This window comes from Serratia nevei, from assembly GCF_024160145.1.
GTDB classification, from domain to species: Bacteria; Pseudomonadota; Gammaproteobacteria; order Enterobacterales; family Enterobacteriaceae; genus Serratia; species Serratia nevei_A.
The window spans coordinates 1-24660 of sequence record NZ_JAMYWQ010000028.1; the positions used below are offsets into that span (position 1 = coordinate 1).

The 24660-nt window shown below is 57.6% G+C and carries 24 protein-coding genes, 1 pseudogene and 1 other annotated feature; of the genes and pseudogenes, 19 read left to right on the top strand and 6 right to left on the bottom strand.

Translation table 11 applies throughout. The annotated features are described in order from the left end of the window. Positions 1-471 precede the first annotated feature (471 nt). From clpB to rluD, 3 genes are all read right to left on the bottom strand, one after another. Positions 472-3045, bottom strand: a complete 2574-nt coding sequence (clpB, locus tag M6G53_RS17920; RefSeq protein WP_253333462.1) for an ATP-dependent chaperone ClpB — start codon at positions 3043-3045, stop codon at positions 472-474. A gap of 130 nt (positions 3046-3175) precedes the next feature. Next, complete coding sequence (yfiH, locus tag M6G53_RS17925; protein ID WP_253333464.1) at positions 3176-3907, bottom strand: purine nucleoside phosphorylase YfiH; 732 nt, start codon at positions 3905-3907, stop codon at positions 3176-3178. Continuing rightward, positions 3907-4884 carry a 23S rRNA pseudouridine(1911/1915/1917) synthase RluD gene (gene rluD / locus M6G53_RS17930; RefSeq protein WP_004932452.1) on the bottom strand — a complete coding sequence of 326 codons (978 nt, stop codon included), beginning with the start codon at positions 4882-4884 and terminating at the stop codon, positions 3907-3909. The genes yfiH and rluD overlap by 1 nt, the downstream gene beginning before the upstream one ends. Positions 4885-5015: 131 nt before the next feature. Here rluD and bamD point away from each other — a divergent pair, with 131 nt between their 5' ends. From bamD to pheA, 4 genes are all read left to right on the top strand, one after another. Then, the gene (gene bamD, locus M6G53_RS17935) at positions 5016-5747 is read left to right on the top strand and encodes an outer membrane protein assembly factor BamD (RefSeq protein ID WP_253333466.1); all 732 of its coding nucleotides are present in this window, start codon (positions 5016-5018) and stop codon (positions 5745-5747) included. A 312-nt stretch (positions 5748-6059) separates the two neighbouring features. Continuing rightward, positions 6060-6401, top strand: coding sequence for a ribosome-associated translation inhibitor RaiA (gene raiA, locus M6G53_RS17940; protein ID WP_004932457.1), 342 nt, complete (start codon positions 6060-6062; stop codon positions 6399-6401). A 122-nt stretch (positions 6402-6523) separates the two neighbouring features. Further along, positions 6524-6650, top strand: a sequence feature (Phe leader region). Next, complete coding sequence (locus M6G53_RS17945; RefSeq protein WP_101428074.1) at positions 6525-6572, top strand: hypothetical protein; 48 nt, start codon at positions 6525-6527, stop codon at positions 6570-6572. Its footprint overlaps the feature before it by 48 nt. Positions 6651-6692: 42 nt before the next feature. Then, on the top strand, positions 6693-7850 hold the full coding sequence (gene pheA, locus M6G53_RS17950) for a bifunctional chorismate mutase/prephenate dehydratase (protein WP_253333468.1): 1158 nt from the start codon (positions 6693-6695) through the stop codon (positions 7848-7850). A 55-nt stretch (positions 7851-7905) separates the two neighbouring features. Here pheA and tyrA read toward each other — a convergent pair whose 3' ends face one another. Both tyrA and M6G53_RS17960 read right to left on the bottom strand, forming a co-directional pair. Then, the gene (tyrA, locus tag M6G53_RS17955) at positions 7906-9027 is read right to left on the bottom strand and encodes a bifunctional chorismate mutase/prephenate dehydrogenase (RefSeq protein ID WP_253333470.1); all 1122 of its coding nucleotides are present in this window, start codon (positions 9025-9027) and stop codon (positions 7906-7908) included. Positions 9028-9030: 3 nt separating this feature from the next. Then, positions 9031-10107: a 3-deoxy-7-phosphoheptulonate synthase gene (locus M6G53_RS17960; protein WP_016929016.1), complete on the bottom strand. Its 1077-nt coding sequence runs from the start codon at positions 10105-10107 to the stop codon at positions 9031-9033. A 494-nt stretch (positions 10108-10601) separates the two neighbouring features. Between M6G53_RS17960 and M6G53_RS17965 the strand changes: the two genes are divergently transcribed. After that, positions 10602-11366, top strand: a complete 765-nt coding sequence (locus tag M6G53_RS17965) for a DUF481 domain-containing protein (RefSeq protein ID WP_253333472.1) — start codon at positions 10602-10604, stop codon at positions 11364-11366. A gap of 45 nt (positions 11367-11411) precedes the next feature. On the opposite strand, the gene M6G53_RS17970 is transcribed toward M6G53_RS17965, so the two are convergent. Further along, entirely contained in the window at positions 11412-12278 is an 867-nt protein-coding gene (locus M6G53_RS17970) for a phage repressor protein CI (RefSeq protein WP_436286531.1), read from the bottom strand. Between the two features lie 264 nt (positions 12279-12542). On the opposite strand from M6G53_RS17970, the gene repB reads away from it, so the two are divergent. The 14 genes and pseudogenes from repB (at position 12543) to M6G53_RS18040 (ending at position 24571) form a co-directional block, all read left to right on the top strand. Next, on the top strand, positions 12543-12848 hold the full coding sequence (repB, locus tag M6G53_RS17975) for a phage replication protein B (RefSeq protein WP_253333476.1): 306 nt from the start codon (positions 12543-12545) through the stop codon (positions 12846-12848). 79 nt (positions 12849-12927) lie between these two features. Further along, positions 12928-13149 carry a TraR/DksA C4-type zinc finger protein gene (locus M6G53_RS17980; protein ID WP_253333477.1) on the top strand — a complete coding sequence of 74 codons (222 nt, stop codon included), beginning with the start codon at positions 12928-12930 and terminating at the stop codon, positions 13147-13149. Between the two features lie 4 nt (positions 13150-13153). Then, entirely contained in the window at positions 13154-15226 is a 2073-nt protein-coding gene (locus M6G53_RS17985) for a replication endonuclease (protein WP_253333479.1), read from the top strand. Positions 15227-15288: 62 nt separating this feature from the next. Further along, positions 15289-15471, top strand: coding sequence for a hypothetical protein (locus M6G53_RS17990; RefSeq protein WP_253333481.1), 183 nt, complete (start codon positions 15289-15291; stop codon positions 15469-15471). Between the two features lie 203 nt (positions 15472-15674). Further along, a complete protein-coding gene (locus M6G53_RS17995; protein WP_046898178.1) occupies positions 15675-15878 on the top strand; it encodes a tail protein X in 204 nt (67 codons plus the stop codon). 3 nt (positions 15879-15881) lie between these two features. After that, positions 15882-16100 (top strand): HP1 family phage holin, encoded by a 219-nt coding sequence (locus tag M6G53_RS18000; protein WP_074055887.1) that lies wholly within the window; start codon positions 15882-15884, stop codon positions 16098-16100. Then, positions 16084-16596, top strand: a complete 513-nt coding sequence (locus M6G53_RS18005; protein WP_253333483.1) for a lysozyme — start codon at positions 16084-16086, stop codon at positions 16594-16596. Before M6G53_RS18000 ends, M6G53_RS18005 begins: the two co-directional genes overlap by 17 nt. Before the next feature lie 52 nt (positions 16597-16648). Then, positions 16649-17113, top strand: a complete 465-nt coding sequence (locus tag M6G53_RS18010; RefSeq protein WP_253333485.1) for a phage tail protein — start codon at positions 16649-16651, stop codon at positions 17111-17113. 85 nt (positions 17114-17198) lie between these two features. After that, positions 17199-17834: a phage baseplate assembly protein V gene (locus tag M6G53_RS18015; RefSeq protein ID WP_253333487.1), complete on the top strand. Its 636-nt coding sequence runs from the start codon at positions 17199-17201 to the stop codon at positions 17832-17834. Further along, positions 17831-18181, top strand: a complete 351-nt coding sequence (locus M6G53_RS18020; protein WP_253333489.1) for a GPW/gp25 family protein — start codon at positions 17831-17833, stop codon at positions 18179-18181. Before M6G53_RS18015 ends, M6G53_RS18020 begins: the two co-directional genes overlap by 4 nt. A 4-nt stretch (positions 18182-18185) precedes the next feature. Then, positions 18186-19094: a baseplate assembly protein gene (locus M6G53_RS18025; RefSeq protein WP_253333491.1), complete on the top strand. Its 909-nt coding sequence runs from the start codon at positions 18186-18188 to the stop codon at positions 19092-19094. Further along, positions 19087-19608, top strand: a pseudogene (locus tag M6G53_RS25600) (phage tail protein I); the annotation flags it as partial. The gene M6G53_RS18025 and the pseudogene M6G53_RS25600, both read left to right, overlap by 8 nt. A gap of 2768 nt (positions 19609-22376) precedes the next feature. Next, the gene (locus tag M6G53_RS18035) at positions 22377-24143 is read left to right on the top strand and encodes a phage tail protein (protein WP_253333496.1); all 1767 of its coding nucleotides are present in this window, start codon (positions 22377-22379) and stop codon (positions 24141-24143) included. Next, complete coding sequence (locus M6G53_RS18040; RefSeq protein ID WP_253333498.1) at positions 24143-24571, top strand: tail fiber assembly protein; 429 nt, start codon at positions 24143-24145, stop codon at positions 24569-24571. Before M6G53_RS18035 ends, M6G53_RS18040 begins: the two co-directional genes overlap by 1 nt. The last annotated feature ends 89 nt before the right edge of the window (positions 24572-24660 follow it).

Below are 24660 nucleotides of genomic sequence, written 5' to 3' on the forward strand. Positions count from 1 at the left end.
ATTTACTGCATGAATTTTACTTCAGTTAGTCACTCTTCAAGACTTGATATTTTTTTGCATCCGAAGATGCTGGATATCGTCTTGTGGAGTGCCCACACAGATTGTCTGATAAATTGTTAAAGAGCAGCGCCGAGAAACTCATCGGCGCGGGCTGCGTATATTACGCTTTTCGCCCTGAGAGTCAAGCGTTTATTTCGCTTTCTTCTCGCTGACCCGGCGGCTTGTCAGTCGTTGTTCCCGGTCAGTGGAGGCGCATTATAGGGAGTTCTCGGCGGGCCGCAACCCCTAATTGCAAAAAACTTTTCAAGCGCTCAAATAATCACCCAAAATGCCTTTTTAGGATGTTTATTAGTCAAAAAATGCCGGTTTTAGCACAGCAATAGCGGCAAACCCTGTAAACGGGAACAAACGAAGATAAAGAAAAGGGAGCGGTCGCCCGCTCCCTTTCACCTTTATTACGCTTAATTGCCGTTATTGGCGTGCAACGATATGGTCGTTTTCCACATCCAGCGTCACCAGCTTGCCGGGGATCAGCTTGCCGGACAGGATTTGCTGCGCCAGCGGGTTCTCTATCTCCTGCTGGATAGCGCGTTTCAACGGACGCGCACCATACACAGGGTCGTAACCGGTTTTGCTCAACAGCGCCAGGGCCGGTTCGGTCATGGTCACTTCGTAACCGCGCTCTTCCAAACGCTTATACAGACGCGACAGCTGAATCTTGGCGATCGCAGCAATATGTTTCTCGCCCAGCGGATGGAACACCACCACTTCGTCAATACGGTTGATGAACTCCGGACGGAAGTGGTGACTCACCATCTCCATCACCGACTCTTTCATCTGCGCGTAATTCATCTGACCGAAATGTTCCTGGATCAGATCGGAACCCAGGTTGGAAGTCATGATCACCACGGTATTGCGGAAATCGACGGTACGGCCTTGACCATCGGTCAGGCGGCCATCATCCAACACCTGCAACAGAATATTGAATACGTCCGGGTGCGCTTTCTCGACTTCATCCAGCAGGATCACCGAGTAAGGCCGGCGGCGCACGGCTTCCGTCAGGTAGCCGCCCTCTTCATAGCCGACATAGCCCGGAGGTGCGCCGACCAGACGAGAAACGGAGTGTTTCTCCATAAACTCGGACATGTCGATGCGCACCATGGCGTCATCGCTGTCGAACAGGAACGAAGCCAGCGCCTTGCAGAGCTCGGTTTTCCCCACCCCGGTCGGGCCGAGGAACAGGAACGAACCGATCGGCCGGTTAGGATCGGACAACCCGGCGCGGCTGCGGCGGATAGCATTGGAGACCGCGCTGACCGCTTCATCCTGGCCGATCACCCGCGAATGTAGCTCTTGCTCCAGGCGCAGCAGTTTGTCACGCTCACCTTCCAGCATTCTGGCCACCGGGATCCCGGTCGCACGCGCCAGCACTTCGGCAATCTCCGCATCGGTCACCCGGTTGCGCAGCAGCTTCATGCTCTTGCCCTCGGCCTGCGTGGCGGCGGCGAGCTGTTTCTCCAGCTCAGGGATCTTGCCGTATTGCAGTTCCGACATCCGCCCCAGATCGCCGACGCGGCGCGCCTGCTCCAGGGTGATTTTGGCCTGCTCGAGTTCAGCCTTGATGTTCTGTGTACCGGAGAGCGACGCTTTTTCCGCTTTCCACTCTTCTTCCAGCTCAGAATATTCGCGCTCTTTCTGCCCCAACTCATCGCTGAGCATGTCCAGGCGTTTCTTGCTGGCGTCGTCAGACTCTTTATTCAGCGCCTGCTGCTCCAGCTTCAACTGAATGATGCGGCGTTCAAGCCTGTCGAGCGATTCCGGTTTGGAATCCATCTGCATGCGGATGCTGGACGCCGCTTCGTCGATCAGATCGATAGCCTTGTCCGGCAATTGACGATCGGCGATATAGCGGTGCGAAAGCGTTGCCGCCGCCACGATGGCCGGGTCGGTGATCTGCACGTGGTGGTGCAGTTCGTAACGCTCTTTCAGGCCGCGCAGGATAGCGATGGTGTCTTCCACGCTCGGCTCCGCCACATACACTTTCTGAAAACGACGCTCGAGCGCCGCATCCTTCTCTATATATTGACGATACTCGTCGAGCGTAGTCGCGCCGACGCAGTGCAGCTCGCCGCGCGCCAGCGCCGGTTTGAGCATGTTGCCCGCATCCATCGCGCCATCCGCCTTACCGGCGCCGACCATGGTATGCAGTTCGTCGATAAACAGGATGACGCTGCCTTCCTGCTTGGCCAGATCGTTGAGCACGCCTTTCAGGCGCTCTTCAAACTCGCCGCGGTACTTGGCACCGGCGATCAAGGCGCCCATATCGAGGGACAATACGCGCTTGTGCTTCAGCCCTTCCGGCACTTCACCGTTGATGATGCGCTGCGCCAGGCCTTCGACGATGGCGGTTTTACCCACGCCGGGTTCGCCGATCAGCACCGGGTTGTTTTTGGTGCGGCGCTGCAGCACCTGAATAGTACGGCGGATCTCTTCGTCACGGCCGATTACCGGGTCTAGTTTGCCCTGCTCGGCGCGCTCGGTCAGATCGATCGTGTATTTCTTCAATGCTTGCCGTTGGTCTTCGGCGCCTTGGTCTTCCACGCTGTCACCGCCTCTCATTTGGTCAATGGCTTTGCTGATTTTGTCGGCCGTTGCACCGGCCGCTTTCAACAAGTCGGTCAGCGAGCCGCGGTCTTCCAGCACCGCAAGCACAAACAGCTCGGAAGAAATGAATTTGTCCGCGCGCTTTTGCGCCAGCTTGTCGCACAGGTTCAGGACGCGCACCAGCTCGTGGGACGGTTGAACGTCGCCACCGGTGCCTTCTACCTGCGGTAAACGGGACAGCGCCTGTTCGATTTCGGTGCGCACGCGCCCGGCATCGATACCTGCGGAAGTTAATAGTGGACGAACCGTGCCCCCTTCCTGATTGAGCAGGGCGCTCATCAGATGTAGCGGTTCAATAAACTGGTTGTCGTGCCCAAGGGCTAGTGACTGGGCATCGGCGAGGGCAAGCTGGAATTTGTTGGTAAGACGATCCAGACGCATAACACCTCCAAGATGGGTCGAAATTGCTACTGGAGATTAAATGAGGTCATCCCTCAAATTTTCAAGGTTATCTCGACGCTAAATTTTCGGTACAACGCCATGCGTCGTTGGATCGTCCTAATTCAATAGGTTATATCAGCCAGATTAAACTTGCCAGACGTCCGGTTATTCCATCGCGTCGATAGGAGAAAAAATGACTCATTTCGTTAACCGTGCAACGGTCTCCGCCATAGATGGCCTGCACGCCTGCCCGCAACAAACGTTGGCGAGCCAGTAAGTAGATATTAGCCAAAAACTTATCGCCGTGCGGCGTAAACGCCGCCACCGCTTCGGCGTCTTGCGCCATAAAGGCGGCACGCACCTCGGGCCCGACTTCAAACTGCTGCGGGCCAATCGCCGGCCCCAGCCAGGCGCGGATCTGGCCCGGCGCGGCGCTGAACGCCGCCACGGTTTGCTCCAGCACGCCGTGGCACAACCCACGCCAGCCGGCGTGGGCGGCGGCCACTTCATCGCCGTTCTGCGAGCAGAACAGCACCGGCAGACAATCCGCCGTCATCACTGCGCACACCTGCCCCGGTACGTTGCTGTATACCGCATCTGCCCGCAGATCGGCGGGCGCTTGTCCCGTCAATGTCACCACGCGGGTACCGTGTACCTGCTCGAGCCATACCGGCATCTGCGGCAAGCCGGCGGCAGTAACCAACCGTTCCCGATTGCGCGTCACCGCTTGCTCCTCGTCACCGACGTGGGTACCGAGGTTCAGCGAGTCATAAGGCGGCAGGCTGACGCCGCCGCCGCGCGTGGTGCTGCAGGCCTTAACGCCGGAAGGCAGCGGCCAGTCGGGCAAAATGAGCGCGTTCATTACCAGTCCATCTGATCTTTGAATTCTTCGGTATCCGCCTTCAGCGCGTTGATCAGATCGACCATATCCTGCGGCAGCGGCGCATGCCACTCCATCTGGATGCCGCTGATTGGGTGATATAAACGCAGCATGGTGGCGTGCAGCGCCTGGCGGTCAAAGCCGCGCAGCGTGTTGATGAAGGCTTCCGAAGCACCCTTCGGCGGACGCGGACGGCCGCCGTACAGCGGATCACCCACCAGCGGATGGCTGATGTAAGCCATGTGTACGCGGATCTGGTGAGTACGGCCGGTTTCCAGACGCAGACGCAGACGGGTGTGCGCGCGGAAATGCTCCATGATGCGGTAGTGCGTCACCGCCGGTTTACCCATCGGGTGCACCGCCATGTGGGTGCGCTTGGTGGAGTGGCGCGCGATAGGTTCCTCTACCGTGCCGCCGGCGGTCATGGTGCCGATCGCCACCGCTTCGTATTCACGGGTGATTTCACGCGCCTGCAGCGCCTCCACCAGCCGGGTTTGCGCCGGCACGGTTTTCGCCACCACCATCAGGCCGGTGGTGTCTTTATCCAGGCGGTGCACAATGCCGGCACGCGGCACATCGGCGATTTCCGGGTAATGATGCAGCAGCGCATTGAGCACCGTGCCGTCCGGGTTGCCGGCGCCAGGGTGCACCACCAGATCGCGCGGTTTGTTGATAACCAGAATGTCGCTGTCTTCATAGACGATATCCAGCGCGATATCCTGCGGCTCCCAACGCGCCTCTTCTTCAATCTGTGCATCGATGGCGACGGTCTCTCCGCCCAGCACCTTCTCTTTCGGTTTGTTTGACGTTTTGCCATTGACCTTCACCCGATCGCCCAGGATCCACTCTTTTATGCGAGATCGTGAATAATCAGGGAACAATTCGGCCAAAGCCTGATCTAAACGTTGTCCGAGTTGAGATTCGGCCACCGTTGCGGTGAGTTGTACTTGTTGTGCCATATGCAGCTTCTTCGTTAACGTTGGGTTTTCACGGCGATGCCGTTTAATATAATGTGCTATTGTACCTGGTCTTTGTCGGGAGCTTAACGGACAGTCTCCCGGAATAACACCCTGAGGATAATCAAAACGTCATGACGCGTATGAAATATCTGGTGGCGGCAGCCACGTTGAGCCTGGCGCTGGCAGGTTGCTCCACATCCAAGGATGCGGTTCCCGACAACCCACCTTCGGAAATCTATGCTACCGCGCAGCAAAAGCTGCAGGACGGTAACTTCAAGGGCGCGATTACGCAACTCGAAGCGTTAGATAACCGCTATCCTTTCGGGCCGTATTCCCAGCAGGTCCAGCTGGATTTGATTTACGCCTACTATAAGGCTGCCGACTTGCCGATGGCTCAGGCATCCATCGATCGCTTCATGCGTCTGAACCCGACGCACCCGAACATCGATTACGTGATGTACATGCGCGGCCTGACCGACATGGCGCTCGATGACAGCGCACTGCAAGGCTTCTTCGGGGTTGACCGTTCGGACCGCGATCCGCAGCACGCTCGCGCTGCGTTCCGCGACTTCAGCCAGCTGATTCAGCAATACCCGAACAGCCAATACGCGACCGACGCCAACAAGCGTTTGGTGTATCTGAAAGACCGCCTGGCCAAGTATGAGCTTTCGGTGGCGGAATACTACACTAAACGCGGTGCTTACGTCGCGGTCGTTAATCGCGCCGAGCAGATGTTGCGTGAATTCCCGGATACCAAAGCGACGCACGACGTGTTGCCGCTGATGGAAAATGCCTACCAGCAGCTGCAGCTGAACGGCCAGGCTGACAAAGTGGCCAAAGTGATCGCCGCCAACCCGCAATAATCGCGCGTCGGCAACGGCAGAAAGACAAAACGGCAGCCTCGGCTGCCGTTTTCATTGGCGTAGACCTGGTTTTTACCGAAAAAATACACAAGTAAAAACACGGTGTTAGCTAGCGCTCCTCACCGGTCAACTCATCGATAATGCGCCATCCGGCGGCAACTCTCAAGCATTAGATAACCAATTCAGATGCTGAATCACAGATTGAACGAACTTTGCAAAAAGTGACAAAAAATCGTGATTTACATCACGCATTTAAACAAAAAGCGGGGTATGCTGGATTCACCAAGACGGAAAGACAGAGAGGTAAGTTATATGACATTGAACATTACCAGCAAACAAATGGATATCACTCCCGCAATCCGCAATCACGTCGAAGACCGTCTCACCAAACTGGAAAAATGGCAGACCCAGCTGATAAACCCGCATATCGTCTTATCCAAAGAACCGCAGGGGTTCGTCGCCGACGCTACCATTACCACGCCTAACGGCCCGCTGGTCGCCAGCGCCAAACATGACGACATGTATACCGCCGTTAATGAGCTGATCGCCAAGCTGGAGCGCCAGCTGAACAAGGTACAGCACAAAGGCGAAGCGCGCCGCTGCAATGCCAGCGTGAAAGACATCGTGCCGGAAGTGACGCAGGAACAGGAATAACCCTCCGACTGCGATTGCCGCATCAAACGCGCCCGAGGGCGCGTTTTTTGTCGGGTATTTTTGTTGACGGGGTAAAAGCCAGCGGTTACTTTAAAACCTGTTCACATCAACCTTAGGTAGACCATGCCACGCACACCGTTTTTCTTCGCATTCTTTTTTACCTTCCCCTGACTGGGAGGCGTTTCGTCGTGTAAGAAAGAATGCGAAGACGAACAACAAGGCCTCCTGGAAACAGGGGGCTTTTTTTATGGCTGTTATACAACGAATAAGAACTGAAGGCGGAAGCTGATTATGACTGACAACCCGTTATTGGTGCTGCGCGAGCGCATCAGCGCACTGGACTTAAAACTGTTGGCCCTGCTGGCGGAGCGCCGTGAGCTGGCGATCGAAGTCGGCAAGACCAAGCTGCACTCTCACCGCCCGATCCGCGACAAAGAGCGTGAACGCGATCTGCTGGATGCGCTGATCGCCGCCGCCAAGCCTTATGACCTGGACGGTTTCTACGTCACCCGCCTGTTCCAACTGATCATCGAAGACTCCGTCCTGACCCAGCAGGCGCTGCTGCAGCACCAGCTCAACCCCGTCAGCCAACACTCTGCCCGCATCGCCTTCCTCGGCCCGAAAGGCTCTTATTCACATCTGGCGGCGCGCCAATACGCCGCCCGCCATTTCGATCGGCTGATCGAATGCGGCTGCCAGAAGTTTCAGGATATCTTCGCCCAGGTGGAGACCGGCCAGGCGGACTACGCGATTCTGCCGATCGAGAACACCAGCTCCGGCTCGATTAACGAGGTGTACGATCTGCTGCAACACACCAGTCTGTCGATCGTTGGCGAACTGACCAACCCGATCAACCACTGCGTCCTGGTGGCCGGCGACAGCGATCTGAGCCAGATTGAAACCGTCTACAGCCATCCGCAGCCGTTCCAGCAGTGCAGCCAGTTCCTGAACCGCTTCCCGCACTGGAAAATCGAATACACCGAAAGCACCGCCGCCGCGATGGAGAAAGTCGCCCAGCTGAATTCACCGAAGGTGGCGGCGCTGGGCAGCGAGGCCGGCGGCGCGCTGTACGGGCTGCAGGTGCTGGACCACAACCTCGCCAACCAGCAGCAGAACATCACCCGCTTTATCATCCTGGCACGCAAAGCGATTGACGTCTCCGAACAGGTGCCGGCCAAAACCACGCTGATCATGGCGACCGGCCAGCAATCCGGTGCGCTGGTAGAAGCGCTGCTGGTACTGCGCGATAACGGCATCATTATGACCAAGCTGGAGTCACGCCCGATCAACGGCAATCCGTGGGAAGAGATGTTTTATATCGATGTGCAGGCCAATCTGCGTGCCGACGCAATGCAAAAAGCGCTGCGCGATCTGGCGCCAATCACCCGCTCGCTGAAAGTACTGGGCTGCTACCCGAGCGACACCGTGGTGCCGGTCAACCCGTCCTGAAACCATAAAAAAAGGGTTCGGCCAAGCCGAACCCTCTATGTTTACCGCCCGCGTTTTACTGCCGGCTATCGTTAGCCTGCCGCAACAGCGTGCGGCTCTCCACCAGGAAGCGCTGGGCATAATCGCCGAACCAGTGCTCCACCTTGCGGAAACTGTCGATAAACGCCTGCTTGTCGCCATGCTCCAACAGCTTTATCGCCTCGCCGAAACGCTGGTAGTAGCGTTTGATTAACGCCACGTTTTCCTCCGACGACATAATAATGTCGGCATACAGCTGCGGATCCTGCGCGAACAGGCGGCCGACCATCGCCAACTCCAGCCGGTAGATCGGCGAGGAAAGCGCCAGCAGCTGCTCCAGTTGCACGTTTTCTTCCGCCAGGTGCAACCCATAGGCGAAAGTGGCAAAGTGCCGCAGCGCCTGAATAAACGCCATGTTCTGATCGTGTTCGACCGCACTGATGCAATGCAGCCGCGCGCCCCACACCTGCAGCTGTTCAAGCAGCCACTGGTAAGCCTCCGGCTGGCGGCCGTCGCAGTAGACCACTACCTGCTTCGCCACGCTGCCCACGTCGGGACCAAACATCGGATGCAGCCCGACCACCGGGCCGCTGTGCACCGCCAGCATCGCATGCAGCGGACGGTTCTTCACCGATGCCAGGTCTACCAGAATGCAGTCGTCGGGCAACGGCGGCAGGCGGCTTATCACCTGCTCTGTCACATGGATCGGCACGCTGACGATCACCATGCCGGCATCTGCCAACAGCGGTTCCGCCTGTGGCCAATCTTCCTGATCCAATACCCGGACCTGATAACCCGACAGCGTCAGCAGGCGGTTGAACAACCGGCCCATCTGGCCGTTGCCGCCAATGATGACGATCGGCCGCAGCTGCGGGCACAGGGTTTTAAAGCCTTTATCGTTTTCGCTGACGTACGATTCGCGCATCACGCGGCGCAAGACGTCTTCGATCAAATCCGGCGGCACGCCGAGGTTTTCCGCCTCCTGGCGGCGTGAGGCCAGCATCGCCGCCTCACGCTCCGGCACATAAACCGGTAAACCGTGGCGGCTTTTTACTTCCCCCACTTCCGCGACCAGATGCAGGCGTTTCGCCAGCAGATCCAGCAGCGCTTTATCCACCTCATCGATTTGATCGCGCAGCGCGGTCAGTTCTGCCACCATAACTTATTTTTCTCCCGTGCGTGCCGTCAGCGCAGCGCCGAGTTCCTGATGCATATGACGCAGCAGGGTTTCCGTACTTTCCCAGTTGATGCAGGCGTCGGTGACGGACACGCCGTAACGCATGTCTGCACGCGGCTGTTCGGAAGATTGATTGCCCTCATGCAGATGGCTCTCCAGCATAATGCCGGTGATCGAGCGGTTGCCCGCCTTGATCTGCTCCACCACGGACTCGGCAACCGCCGGCTGACGGCGATAGTCTTTATTCGAGTTGCCATGGCTGCAATCTATCATCAAGGACGGATGGAGTCCCGCCTCAAGCATCTGTTTCTCACAGGCCGCAACGTGCTCGGCGCTGTAGTTCGGGGTTTTGCCGCCGCGCAGGATCACGTGCCCGTCCGGGTTGCCCTGGGTCTGCAGCAGACAAACCTGCCCCGCCTGGTTGATGCCGACGAAGCGGTGCGGCATCGCGGCGGCGCGCATGGCGTTGATGGCGGTACCCAGACTGCCGTCGGTGCCGTTTTTGAAGCCGACCGGCATCGACAGGCCGGAAGCCATTTCGCGGTGGGTCTGCGATTCGGTGGTGCGCGCGCCGATCGCCGACCAGCTGAACAAGTCCCCCAGGTACTGCGGGCTGTTCGGATCCAACGCTTCGGTAGCCAACGGCAAGCCCATGCCCACCAGATCCAGCAACAGGCGACGCGCGATATGCAAACCTGCTTCAACGTCAAACGAACCGTCCATGTACGGATCGTTGATCAAACCTTTCCAGCCGACAGTGGTTCTGGGTTTTTCAAAATAGACGCGCATAACGATATACAGCTGATCGCTCAAGTCAGCCGCCAGGGTTTTCAAACGACGGGCGTAGTCCAGCGCCGCATCCGGATCGTGGATCGAGCAAGGCCCGCACACCACCAACAGGCGATGATCGCGCCCCTGCAAAATGTTGGCGATGGTGTTACGCGCCGTGGCGATTTCATTTTCGTCGTCGGCGCTAAGCGGGAACTGGTTCTTCAGTTCCTCCGGCGTGATGAGAACCTGTTCGGCACTGATGTGTACGTTATTGAGCGCGTCTTTTTGCATGATGCTATTCCTGTCATTTGCCGTTATGCGTTGAAGTGGATCATTGAGCGTTTCAGGGCTCTACCTTACCATGCGATGTAAAGTTTTCAATCCAATTTCCGTAAATAAAAAATTACCGTGCTTTAATCCATGAAAAAACACGCATAAAAAACTCAAGAAACCCCAACAAAATACAATAAATTAATATAAATAATTAAGACCAAAAATCATCGCAATGCGCCAGTACGCCTACCCAACGAAAGCCCAAAACCGTAAACATATATGTACAACAAATTTTACAGGGAAGATACGACGCCAACCAACGGGCAGTACCAGATACCGTCGGACTCAGCACGAAATGCTGCCGAAAGCGATAAATTTAAGTAGAAGAAAAGTGAATAAATGAGGAGTAAAAATTAAAAACTTAAGCTAATGGCGGCTATTTTTGTCGCCGAAATGAACCGATATAATGTGATCATCATCAACAATAACCACCCTTAACAACTGGATCCAAGATGCTCTCTTCTCGCGCTCGTCGCGCTTTTCCGCTGTATATTTGCTGCTTAGCGACTTTCACCAGTGTTTCAGCCCTCGCCGACAATACGCTTTTCACCGCGATGGACGATCCGGCCACCGCCAAGAAACCGTTCGAAGGCAATGTGCAGGCGGGCTATAACGCCCAGTCCGGCAACTCGCAAAGTTCCACCCTGTTGGCCAACACCAACATGACCTGGTTCAACACCGACGCGGCGTACAGCCTGTGGGGGGCGGCCAACAACACCACTTCCTCCAACGTGCGCTCGTCCGAAAAGTATCAGGCCGGTGGCCGTACGCGCTATAACCTGACCGATCGCAACTACCTGTTCGGCCAGGCCAGCTGGCTGAGCGACCGTTTCAACGGTTATGACTCGCGCTCCACGCTGACCGGCGGTTACGGCCGCCAAATCCTCAACGGGCCGCTCAGCGACCTGCGGGTGGAATTCGGTCCCGGCGTTCGCCATGACGAATACCACGGCGGCGGGCGTTCGACCAAAGGCCTGGCCTACGGTGCGGCCAACTATTCCTATCAGCTGACCGACAACACCAAGTTCATTCAGGGCGTTTCTGCGCTAGCGAACGAAGAAACCACGCTGAACTCGGAAAGTGCGTTGAACGTGGCGATCAACGATCGCTTCTCGCTGCGCGTGGCCTATACCGTGACCTACAACAGCAAACCGCCGGCCTCCGCGCCGAAGAACACCGATACCACCACCTCGGTCACGCTGGTCTACGGCCTGTAAACTCTCCACCCAGAACGTCCAGAAGCCCATCATCGATGGGCTTTTTTATGCCTGCGGCGTCAACGTTAGCCAAACCATGCCCAGCGCTTTCAACGCATCCGGAGAACACTGAAAGTCGACGTTGCCGCCGCTGACCCGCACCTGGTTACCCGGCAAACGCGCCATGTCGTACACGTCCAGGTTACCGTCGATGTCCACCAGCCAGCGGCCATTAGCGATATGCGTAACGGCCAGATCCACCAGCCAGGAAACACGTCCGCCATCAACGTAAGCAGGCTGAAGCACGCCGTCCGGGATCAAAGAACTGTCCGCCGACCACTGCCCCACCTCTTTCAACTGCCCGGCAAGCAGACGATATTTCGGCAACGTTCGGGCCCCAACCACCGGCGCCGCCGGTGCGGCTTCGTCCCACATGTCTCCCTGCCCCGTCGCCAACCACAGTAACGATACCCCGGTATCCAGCGCACAGGTCACTACGATATCGCCAGGGAAATAGTTGCGGCGAACCCAGGTGCTCATCGTGCCCGAAGAGATACCCAACAGATCGCCCAACTCTTTTTGCAGGTTGAAACCGTAAGCATCCAAAATGCGGCGCAGCACGCCTTTCCCGCCGGAAGCCAAAACGCGATCGTAAAGCGCTTTACCCTGCGCGGATGACGCAGACTTGCGACTATTTTTTGATTTTGCAAGTTCGCCGGTCATCAACCAGGCCAGGTCTACCCCTGTGGCCAGCGCGCAGTTGATGATGACGTACCCGGGAACGCTACCGCGCTGCTGCCAACTGCTGATGTTATTCGGTGCTATCCCTAGAATTTCGCTCAATTCTTTCTGCGTGCCAACCCCATAAGATGAAAGAACTCTTTCAATCACCGCTCCCACGGAGGTGTTGTTGTTTGCCGTTTCTTCACGCATATCATCACCGATTAAAATAAAGTTTGCATTTACAAGTCGCATTTAGTGATCTAAAGTAGCGCCAATTCACCGCTACTCGGCATGTCACTCGCTTTAGTTAAGATGATGCGACATGAGTGATTAAAATGCAAATACTGTAACGCGGCAACAATCTTGCACAACGACTGTGTTTACAGTGTATTGACTCAAAGTTGCGCGAGAGAAAGACGGTCAATCGATCTTGTTTTTGCAAGTAATTATCAAACATCAGATAAGGAGAGTGCCATGCTGCTGGCCAGCGAGGAGCAACGGGCTATCGGCCTGCGGCGTATTGCTGAAATCCGCCGCACACTGTTTGCTCGGCAAACCAATCATGCCGAAGCGATCTACAACACGGCTCCGCTGCACGTGCGTCATACGTTTTGCTTTCACGCCGGGCTGACCGAGCGCCATGTGTGGTTAAAATTTCATGAAATGGGTTATGCCGAACGGCGGCAAATCGTCGCGGCACTCAATGAGCTCATCTCGCTCAGTCAATCGTTACCGCGCTATATCAGCGAAGCAGACTGTCTGTTAACCCAAAAAAAATAACCTTGCGAAAAAAACTGGCGTGTAACCCGCCGGGCACCGCTCGGCCCAAATTCACCCTATTCAATCCCAGGAAAATGTTATGGCAGATACTATTGATATGGCGCAGGAGCGCCAGGCATTGATACTCGAGAAACAAATCGCGTGCGCCAGGCCGGTTGCCGCAGCGCCCTCGGCGTTCTGTTGCAGCGATTGTGAGGCGGCGATCCCTGCGGCGAGGCGCATCGCGATTCCAGGCGTTAGCCGCTGCGTGACCTGCCAGGAGATCACAGAAGCCAAGCAACGCCATGTCGCCCACCGTTAAAAACATGCCGGCGGCACTTCCACCGGCACATCCCCCTGCGACACGACACACGGCGTCCGATGATTACGCCTACCCGTGGAACGCGCCACGCCCTGCGATAGGGCGCGAGCCTGCGCTGAATCGCGACCAACTGCGCCAATGGCAAACGGTGCTGCAGTGCATTCATGGCCTGCCATATTATCTGCGTACGCCGTTCCTCGAGCGCCACCGCCAGTTGCTCAACCACCAGGGCTCCCACGCCGCCTGGCATTACCTGGTGCGGGTTTTCCATCGGCGGATATGGCCACGCATTCAGCAGGTGAATCGTAATTTCGGTTTGGATCAACGAAAATCGCTGCGTTTTGGCGGCGAAGCGGACTGCTATCGCGCACTGCCCGCGCTGGGCGATAAAGCGCTGGAGCAGTTGGCACGGCGTATCGGTGGCCAACTGTCTGCGCTCTACCAAAGTGAATGTGATGTTTTGCTGGCGAGACATGGAAATACAGAGATCCTGTTGCACGCGGAGATACAGCGCCGCCTGTACGGCCAAATTGCCACAATGGCCCGCGCCTTCAATATCCTGCCCATGCATTGGCACTGTTATCGAAAAGGCAAATTGGACAGCGTGCAGGCGATTGCGGCGCTGTCGCGCCTGACCGACGATCGCTGGTGGATCCGTCATCTAAAAATGCAGCGCATGCAGTGGCGCGAAGCGCTGCAAATCGCGATAGGCAACGTCCGCAGCAACGCGTCACCCTATGCCAGCCGACAAGCCATCCACGATGTCAACGCACGGCGTCAATCGAACCTCGATTACCTTAGCCGCTGCGAGCTGGAAAACGTCGCTACGGGTGAACGCGTCGATCTTATGGAAAAAGTGCTTGGCAGCATCGCCAATCCCGCCATTCGGCGTATGGAGTTGATGAACACCCTCGCCGGTATAGAAACCTACGCCGTCCGCAACGGTCACTGCGGGCTGTTTGTCACACTAACGGCACCGGCCTGCTTTCACCCTGTCCAACAGGCCGGCGAACGAGGCAAAACGCGCTTCAATTCGTGCTGGCAACGACAAGCCTTCACACCGAAGGACAGCCAGCGCTATCTGGTGGCCCAGTGGGGGAAAATGCGTACCGCTTTCAAGGATCGTCGTCTGCAGGTCTACGGCATGCGGGTCGTTGAGCCCCATCATGACGGCACGCCCCACTGGCATCTGATGATGTTCACTCTGCAGGCGCACCGTCAGGCTGTGATCGATATCATGCAGCGTTATGCCCTGCAGCAGGATGCGGAAGAACCCGGCGCCCAACAACATCGTTTCCAGTGCAAACACCTCAACCGCGGCGGCGCCACCGCCTATCTGGCCAAATATGTCGCCAAAAATCTCGATGGATATGCGCTGGAGGAAGAGATCGATCGCGAAACCGGTGCCCCGCTGAGCGATACCGCCCGCGCGGTCAGCGCCTGGGCCACCACCTGGCGCATCCCACAGTTTCATCCCTTCGGCCTGCCCGGCATCGGCGTCTACCGCGAATGTCGGCGCATCCGCGGCCAAGACCTGTCGCCGCAGTTTGACGCCGGCACCGAAGCCGTACGCGCCGCTGCCGATGCCGGTGACTTTGCCGGTTACATACAGGCACAAGGCGGCGCCAATGTGCCACGCAGCCACCAATGGGTGCGTGTTGCACGTGAAACCTCAGAAACGCGAAACGCTTATGATGAACCCATAGCAAAAGTTGTCGGCATCTATGCACCGCATTTGGGCGCTGAACGAGTCTACCGAACGCGCACCGTGCAATGGCGGATCGTCGCTAAAAACCTTGCCGCCGCGACGCCTTGGAGTTCTGGCAATAACTGTGGAACACGCTACCTTCACCTGCCGGCCCCGGCGGCACCTTCAGCTCGGCTGACGCCGCCACAACGGCAACAGTGTCTGAATGTTGCCCGCACGCTTCGGGATAGGGGCATCGAACCGCAACGCTGGCAGCTGGAGGTGCTTGCCCGCGGCGGCAAAATCCGCTTCGACGGCCATCTTGTACAATTTCCGCTAATCAATGATTGGCCGTATTTTTACTGCACAAATGATAAGTCTAACCATTGACGCCTTTAGCGTTTTGCTTAATACTGTATAAATACACAGTATATTCAAGAGAGGGCAAAACAGTGGAAATTATGGATAAACAACAAGTAACACTGTCCCGCATCCAGTTCATCGCCGATGTTTCACAGGCTGCACAATGCAGTGCCTCCGAGTTTCTGATCGCCATGTCGCTGATCTCCGATCTGGCCGCTCAGGTGCTGCCTGACAACGATTATCAAGAAATATTTTACCCCGCTGACGAATAGCTGCCCCGCTCCCCCACCTGCCACACGTTTTCAACCCTCGCCAACGGCGGGGGTTTTTGTTTTTGCCGACCGCACTTTCGCTGGCCGGTTGTGCCATCGCATCCACAACCCCCTCGCGTTGCCCCTCCCCGCTCGCGCGCGGGAAACTGGAGGCATCCGGGGCCAACGCCCTCTCCCCCTAACGCTATCGCAGGATGGTAATGATGAAAATTTACGCACAACAAGGTGACACCATTGACGCGATTTGCTGGCGCTATTACGGCAGTACGCAGCGCCAGGTGGAACAAGTCTATCAGGCCAATCGCGGCTTGGCCGATCTGGGTCCCTTGCTGCCGCACGGCCAACCGGTTGAATTGCCGGATCTGCCTGCGGCAGCCCAACGAGAAACCGTCAAATTGTGGGATTAAACGATGGAGAAACTCACTTCAACCCTTGCCTATCTCGTGGCGGCTTGTCTGGCCTGGTTAGGGAGCCACTCGGCGCAGGACATCGCCATTTTGGTCGGTGCTGCGGTCGGCGTCGGCACCTTTGCGGTCAATTGGTACTACCGGCGCAAAAGCTACCAACTGCTGAAGTCGCTAAAAAAAAACGGCCTGAAACGCGGAGTCTACGATGAACTCACTCGCTAAACGCTGCAGCGTGGCGGCTATTTTAGCGCTCGCCGCCCTGCTGCCTCAGTTCAATACGCTGAAAACCTCTGAACAAGGTTTACGCCTGATCGCCGACTTTGAAGGTTGCCGGCTGTCGCCCTATCAATGCAGCGCCGGCGTCTGGACCAACGGCATCGGCCATACCGCCGGCGTGAAACCGGGCACCACCATCGACGAACGCCAGGCGGCCGCCAATCTGATCGATGATGTGCGCGCCGTAGAGCGCGGCATCGCTCGTTGTATGGACGTCGAGATGCCCCAGCAGGTTTACGACGCCGTCAGCGCTTTCGCTTTCAACGTCGGTATTAGTGCCGCCTGCCATTCAACGCTGGCCACCTTTATCAAGCGCCGCCAGTGGCAGGCGGCCTGCGATCAGCTGCCACGCTGGATTTATGTCAACGGCGTCAAAAGCAAAGGCCTGGAACGCCGCCGAACGGCTGAACGCGCGCTATGCCTGAGCGCTATCCCACACTGATCGTTTCTCAACGGACTCCCATTCAAACCGCTTCCCTTTCAGGAGATGCATCATGTTAAAACCCGAACAGCTACGTGCCACACTGCTCAATGCCGTCCCAATTTTGCAACAAAACCCCGAACGGCTGCGCCTTGGCATTGTTAACGGCCGAGTGGTCTCAACGCTCGCCGCTTCCCTGTCCTTCGAATACCGCTATCAGCTTAATCTGGTACTGGATGGGCCGTCAGCCGACGACGACCTGGTCATCGTCACCGTGCTGGCCTGGTTACGCAGCCACCAGCCCGACTTCTTCGCCAATCCAGAAAGACGAAAAAATGATTTTTCGTTTCAGAGAGATATCGAGAATCCGCACCAGCTGACAGTGCAGCTTCAACTCACCGAAATAATCCTGGTGGAACCGCGCGATGGCGCACTGCATATCACTCCGCGGGCTGAACCGCCCGAGCCGGAGAATGTCATTCGCTTCACTCAGGTTTATTTGCACGGCGAGCTACTCAGCGAATTTCGGCAACCTTAGCGCCATACAGGCAGCTTCCGTTGTGCTGGCGGCAGACAAACGCCGCCGCGTTGTTCCCCTTTTCATCCAGCGGCATTCTTGAAGCATGAACACAGACAATTTCGATATTCAGCGCCTGGTGCGCAACCTGATACGTATCGGTACCGTCAGCGAGCTCGACCTCGAACGCGGGCGCTGCCGCGTCGCCAGCGGCGGCAATCTTACCGACTGGCTCAACTGGCTGACCGGGCGCGCCGGCGATACGCGCAGCTGGTGGGCGCCCAGCATTGGCGAACAGGTCTTGGTGCTGTCACTTGGCGGCGAGCTTGAAACCGCTTTCGTGCTGCCCGGCGTATTTTCCGATGCTTACCCTGCACCGTCGGCCTCGGCACAGGCGGCACATATCGCTTTTCCTGACGGTGCAGCGATCGAATACGAGCCGGCGACCGGTGCGCTGAAGGCCGTCGGCATAAAAAGCGCCGTAATCGAAGCCGCCGAGCGGATCACGCTGACGGCGCCAAACATCACCTGTATCGCCAGCGGAAAAATCACGCTGGATGCCCCCGAAGTGGAGTGCACCCAGTTGCTCACTACCGGCACCATCGCCATCCGCCAGGGCGGCTCGATGACCGGCGATCTCAATCACACCGGCGGCAGCATCAGCTCCAACGGCATTGTGGTGCATACCCACACCCACGGCGGCGTGCAAAACGGCGGAGGCCAAACGGACAAACCAGCATGAACAACGCGAAATATCTTGGCATGAACCGCGGCAACGGCCGCGCAATCGCCGATCTCGAGCACATTCGCCAGTCGGTGAGCGACATCCTGATTACGCCTATCGGCTCACGCGTCATGCGGCGCGGCTACGGCTCGTTGCTGTCCGAGTTGCTGGACCAGCCGCAAAACGACGTGCTGCGATTGCAAATGATGGCGGCCTGTTACAGCGCCCTGCTGCAGTGGGAGCCGCGCATTCGGCTGACGGGCATCAGTTGCAACACCACCTTTGACGGAAAAATGGTGGTCGACATCACCGGCAACCGCACGGATACGCCGGATTCCTTTTCTCTTTCTGTTTCTGTGAGCTGACACCATGGCAACCATTGACCTGAGTTTATTACCCGCCCCGACGGTGGTGGACCCTCTCGATTACGAATCGCTGTTGGCCGATCGCAAGGCCACGCTGATTTCCCTTTACCCGGAAGAGCAACGCGAAGCCGTCGCACGCACCTTGGCGCTGGAGTCGGAGCCGATCGTCAAGCTGCTGCAAGAAAATGCTTACCGCGAGCTGCTGTTGCGCCAGCGCGTCAATGAAGCCGCACAGGCCGTGATGCTCGGCTATGCCAACGGCAGCGATCTCGACCAACTGGGCGCAAACTTCCAGGTACAACGCCTGGTGGTGCAGCAACCGGATAACAGCGTCATCCCGCCGCTGCCGGCGATCATGGAATCAGATAGCGATTTCCGCGTGCGGATCCAGCAGGCATTCGAAGGCTTGAGCGTAGCGGGATCCAGCGGCTCTTACGAGTATCACGGCCGCTCTGCCGACGGCCGGGTCGCCGACGTTTCCGCGACCAGCCCCAGCCCGGCCAACGTGCTGATCTCCGTACTGTCACGCGAAGGGGACGGCACCGCCAGCGCGGAACTGGTGGCGATCGTCGATAAAGCGTTAAACGATGAAGACGTGCGCCCGGTGGCGGATCGCGTCACCGTCCGTTCGGCCAACATCATCAGCTACACCATCGATGCCGTGCTGTATCTCTACCCTGGCCCCGAGGCCGAACCGGTGCGTCGCGCCGCCGAAGCCAAGCTGAAAAATTACATCAGCGCCCAGCACCGTTTAGGCCGCGATATTCGCTTGTCGGCAATCTATGCCGCACTGCATGCCGAAGGGGTGCAACGCGTTGAGCTGAAAGCCCCACAGGCCGACATCGTGCTGGACAAAACCCAGGCGTCGCATTGCGCCTCCTATCGTCTGACGGTGGGAGGTTCCGATGAGTAACCGTCTGCTGCCGGTCGGCTCTTCCCCGCTGGAGGTCGCGGCCGCGGCCGCCTGCGCCGAGCTGGCCGCAATGCCGGTGCCGCTGCGCGACTTGTGGGATCCGGCCACCTGCCCGGCCAACCTGTTGCCCTACCTGGCCTGGGCCTTCTCGGTCGATCATTGGGATGAAACCTGGACGGAAAACGCCAAACGCAACGTCGTGGCCGCCGCTTTCTTCGTCCACCGCCATAAGGGCACCATTGGCGCCATTCGCCGCGTGGTAGAGCCGTTGGGTTATCTGATCAAGCTGCGCGAGTGGTGGGAAACCAACGGTGAACCCGGCACCTTCTCGCTGGATATCGGCGTGCTGGAGAATGGCATCACCGAAGAGATGTACCTGGAAATGGAACGGATGATCGCCGACGCCAAACCGGTCAGCCGCCACCTGACGGGCCTGGCACTGAATCTTGAAGCCGCCGGCACGATGAACATCACTGGCGGCCATTACGACGGTGAGCTTACCACCGTGTACCCCGACTATACCGATCTCGCCCGGCAAATGCTGGAGGGGCATTATCAATTCTTGCAGCGTAACACCGGCACCACGCAGGACTCGACGCAGCAACACTTCGTGCTCAACAGCGAACATGTCTTGGCCGATTCGCGCCATGAACGCGAGCTGTCACGCATGGCGGGGTTACCGAACGACGCCACCACCGAAGGCCAGTCTCTGCAGATCCTCGGCTATGCCCATGCGTATCTGGCGACCGGAGAACAGAAGTATTTGGATCAGGCCATCGCCTGTTTTGACGCCTATGTGGCCTACTTTTACGACGGTACGCCGATCCCTGACACCCCCCAGCGCTGGGTCGCCAACTGGACAGTCAATGCCAAAGAGCCGGTGCCCGCCAATTGGCCCGTCGATACGCAGGATCCGACGCACAGCGGCTTCAAAGGCATTCCACTGACCTTCAATCAAGGCCGTACGCTGATCCCTCACGGCGCGCCCTACTGGGGTGAATATCTCGACATCGCCACCTTCGCCTTTGACGGTGCGCTGGCGTGGGATGCCGTCAACGCCCAGGTCCGCGCGGTTAACGCCGCCGGCGAAATCGACTGGAACAGCGACGGCAAACGCCATGACGTAGCCTGGATCATCAATTGGCAGGGGTACCAGATCGACGCCGACGGCGAGATCCTGGCCAAAGGACTGCCCGCGGAAAAATTCGGTACGGTGCAGTTAAAAGACATCACCCTCAGCGGCACTCACAAACTGAACTTCGCCAATCGGCAACCGGCCGAACACGGCGGCGTAATGATCGAGCGCAATCAGATCCAGCATAACCGCCCGCTGCATGTGCCGGTCCCCCACAACGCCATGGGCAACGCGGCCGATGCCGAACTGTGGTTTGCCGACGCCTGCTATTTGCTGCACAAGATCACCGGCGAACAGCGCTATTTCAATGCCTGGAAAAGCGTTGAATTCACCGCGATGGAATATACCGATATTGATGCGCAGGATAAGTTCTTCCGTCAAAGCCGCAGCGCCAACACGCCGTTCACCGACGGCATCGCCTACGATTGGTCATACCCGTCCGGTGCGCCAGTAAGCTACGGCCGCAACGCGGAAGGCATGATCACCATTCGCAAGGAGATAGCATCGCAACAATCGCTGGAGCAACAGGCCATCTGGTTCCGCGTCAATCGCCAGTCAAAAATTCGCACCTGTTTCGGCGGTGTTGACGACCAGAATCAACCGATCTCATGCAAAGTACAGCTGTCTATCGCACCGGAAAAGAACGCGGCGAACACCACAGAATGGGGCATAGGTCTACCGCAGTCGCACCAACCCCAGGCCAAAATCTACGATATCGCGCTGAGCAGCCTGGCGGCGCTGACGAAAAAAGACGGCAGCGACTATCTGCTGGCCGACCTGCGTGCAGTGACCGACTACGGCGGTTGTGCGATCGTCAGCCAGTTTGAGGAACGGGTATACGACAGCCGCAGCGCGACGGTGATCCAAGCTCATTTCCCCAATGACGACGCCGGCATGGTGATCGGCGCCTGGCTAACCGCAGAGGAAAGCTTCCCCATCACCCAGCTGGTCTATCGTGCTGACGCCGACTTCAACCTGCGGCTCGAAGATGATGACAAATGGCGCTGGTATTGGCTGCTGCCGGCCACCGGCGGCAAATGGCAAATTGCGACCTTCGCTCCGCAGGCAGCCGTGCTGAGCGGCTATCAGCCTGACCACCAGGATACCGAGCCCAAGCCGGCGGCACCTCGCTTCAACCGCGTTAAACAGGTGACCATCCTGCAGGACGGCAACGTACCGGATGCCACGTTCAGCTACTACGTATTGAACGACATTCCGCCGACGTTCAACGCCGATGACGGTTACACCATTCGCTATCGCATCACGCTCCAGGCGGAGCATCCTTACACCGCGCTATTGGGCGACTGCACCCTGCTGGCTCACCGCCAGGACAGCCTGTTCTGTACGCCGGGCGTGATCCCGTTCTCCAACATCTATCAGGCAGACAGCCAACAGTTCGATGGCTGGCACGGCATGCCTTATCCGGGCTACCAGTACCCATTCATTTTCGTGCACGCCGCCGCCGATCCCGACGGGGTGATGCTCAACAACATGGTCGAGTTTCTGTGGCAGTCACAGCAGTGGTACCAACAGCAGTTCGGCGTGCTGGGCCCGGGCGCATCGGCCTATATCTGGAACCGTTGGGACAATCTGAGTTACGGCCCGGCGGATAGCTGGACCATGTACCACTGGGGTAACGGCACCGCCTGGTCCGGCTACCAATCACGCGCCTTCTTCGGCGCGGCGCGAGCCTGGTTCGCGTTACGGCAAGCGAACAAAACGCCGCCGCTCAAGCTGGTGGAATATGTCGAGAACTGGCTGCGCTGGCTGATCGGTTTCACCCACGACGCCGGCGGCGTCACGCCGACCGATTTCCCGATGACCGGTCTACCGCAACCCGATGCGCACGACTTTACCGGCCACATGTGCGGCCTGTGGCTGGCCGGCGCCGTGATGGCAAAAATGGCCGGCAGCGAAATAGAGGGCATCGAACACTTTATCGAACAATGCGTTACGGAATTGCAGAGACACTATCTCACCACGGGCGACGCGATGGACGGCGGCTGGTCGCCCGCGCCGCGCCCCGGCACCGATAACGGCATGTTCTTCGGCTTTTGGTCAGGCGAGATCCTGCGCGGATTGAGTCTGTATGTGATGTACAAAAACGGCCTTACCTACCCGGCCGGCAAACAGAAGAGAACCACACCATGACAGCAAAATACCGCGCCCTGCTCACCGATCAGGGCAAAGCGCTGCTGGCTAACGCCGCAGCAACCGGCCAAAAGCTGGAAATCACGCATATGGCGGTCGGCGACGGCGGCGGCTCGCCAACGCAGCCCGGCGAAAACCAGACCAGGCTGGTGAACGAAAAACGCCGCGCCGCGTTGAATTCACTGCAGGTAGACGCCGGCAACAGCAACCAGGTGATCGCCGAACAGGTGATCCCGGAGGACGTCGGCGGCTGGTGGATCCGCGAACTTGGGCTGTATGACAAAAACGGCGCGCTGGTGGCGATCGCCAATACGCCCGACACCTACAAACCGCTGCTGAGCGAAGGCGCCGGCCGTACCCAGGTAGTGCGCATGGTTCTGCTGGTTAAGGGCGATGCCAACGCGACCATCGTCGCGGACAAAACCGCCCTGTTGGTATCGCGCGATATGCTGAATGCCGCTATTGCCGAACATGCCCGTTCGCGCAATCACCCGGACGCCACTCTGCTGGCCAAGGGCTTCACCCAGTTGAGCAACGACAGCAACAGCGCCAGCGAAACGCAGGCCGCCACCCCAAAAGCGGTGAAAGCGGTCAACGACGCTTCGCTGAAAATCGCCGCTAACCTGAAAGATCTGCCGAACAAGTCCATCGCGCGCGGCAACCTGGAATTAGGTACTGCCGCCACGCGCAACGTCGGTACACAAGCCAGCCAATTGATGGAGGTGGGCGCCTTTGGCCTAGGTTTTGGCCCGAAACATCGCGAGGAGACCATCAGCAACCTTGGCGAGATCTACCGCGTCACCAGCGCATCGAAAAACGCGCCGGGCGGCGGCGTCTACGGCGTGCTGAACCTGCCAATCGACGGCGGCCCTTCCAGTGGCTATCTGGCGGTTCAGACGAATGGATCATCTTACGTCGGCACGTCCACCACCCCTGACAAACCGCTGAACTGGTACCGAATTTACACCACCGGTTTTAAACCAACCGCGGCGGACGTCGGTGCCTACAGCAAGGAGGAAGCCGAAGGCAGATTCGTCAAACAGAGAGGCGATACCATTACCGGCGGTTTGACGGTTAATGGCGCCATTGAGGCGAAAGCGGGATTGACCACGCCGATCGCTACAGTTACAGGAACATTAACCACTAATGGCGGCGTCGAACTCTTCGGGGCTTCACCCTATATAGATTTCCATCATGGTAATACGACCGCAGATTATGACGTTCGTATTATCAATGAAGCCGAGGGAAGATTAGCCATCGGCGCAAAAATGTTGCGGACAAATGAAAACTTTTCTGTTGGTCTTGATGCGCATATCGATCGCAATCTCTACATCAATAACGAATGCCGTGTCGGAGCGACCCTCTACGCCGGCGGCGCCGCCTATCAAAGCGACGGCAATATCAACGGCAGCATTTGGGGCGGTTACCTGAGTAACTGGATTACCGCACGCATTTATGAGAGCGGACAAGTCTCAGCTAACGGCGAGCAATGGTGGTACAAAGACCACCGCACCGGCCTCTATTTCCAGGGTGGGCGCGTTATCGGCAATAACATTGACGGTGGCGAAACTTATCGCGTGCCCTTGAATATCGCAGTACCGAATCGCTTGCTGTATGTTTCCATCACGATTAAAAATTTTGGCCAAGGGTATGAAACGAACTGGAATCCTCAGGTAGGCGATTTAGGCGGAGCTCGAGATTCATTTTACTGGCTCCATGGCTATAGGGAGCGTGACATTTATTGGATGGCGGTAGGATACTAATGATGAACACATATCAATTCAGTGCAAAAACAGGCAGTTTTTATCCAACAGGCATGCTGGAAGAGTACCGCAACGCGAATACTTTACCGGATGATTTGGTAGGCGTTGATGATGAAACTTATAACCTATATATAACAGCACCTCCCGAGGGAAAAATCAGAGGGGCCGACGATTCAGGTTTTCCCGCCTGGGTTAATGCACCAGCACCAACGCCAGAACAACAGGTCATCAGTGCGAGGATAAAAAAGAGCAGGCTGGCTGACGAAGCTGAAACGACGATCGCGCCGCTGGCTCGCGCTGCCAAATACGGTGATGCCACTCAGGAAGAAAGCGCAAAGCTGATAGCCTGGGAGAAGTACTCCGTGCAGCTAAGCCGGATAAAGCCCGAGACCGCCCCCGACATCGACTGGCCGCAGCCGCCGCAATAATCTATTCAACGCCCCATTAGGGGCGTTTTTTTTCTTTATTTTTCCTGCTGTTGTATCAGTTCTCCTACACCCCGAATGAGATGCGGCGC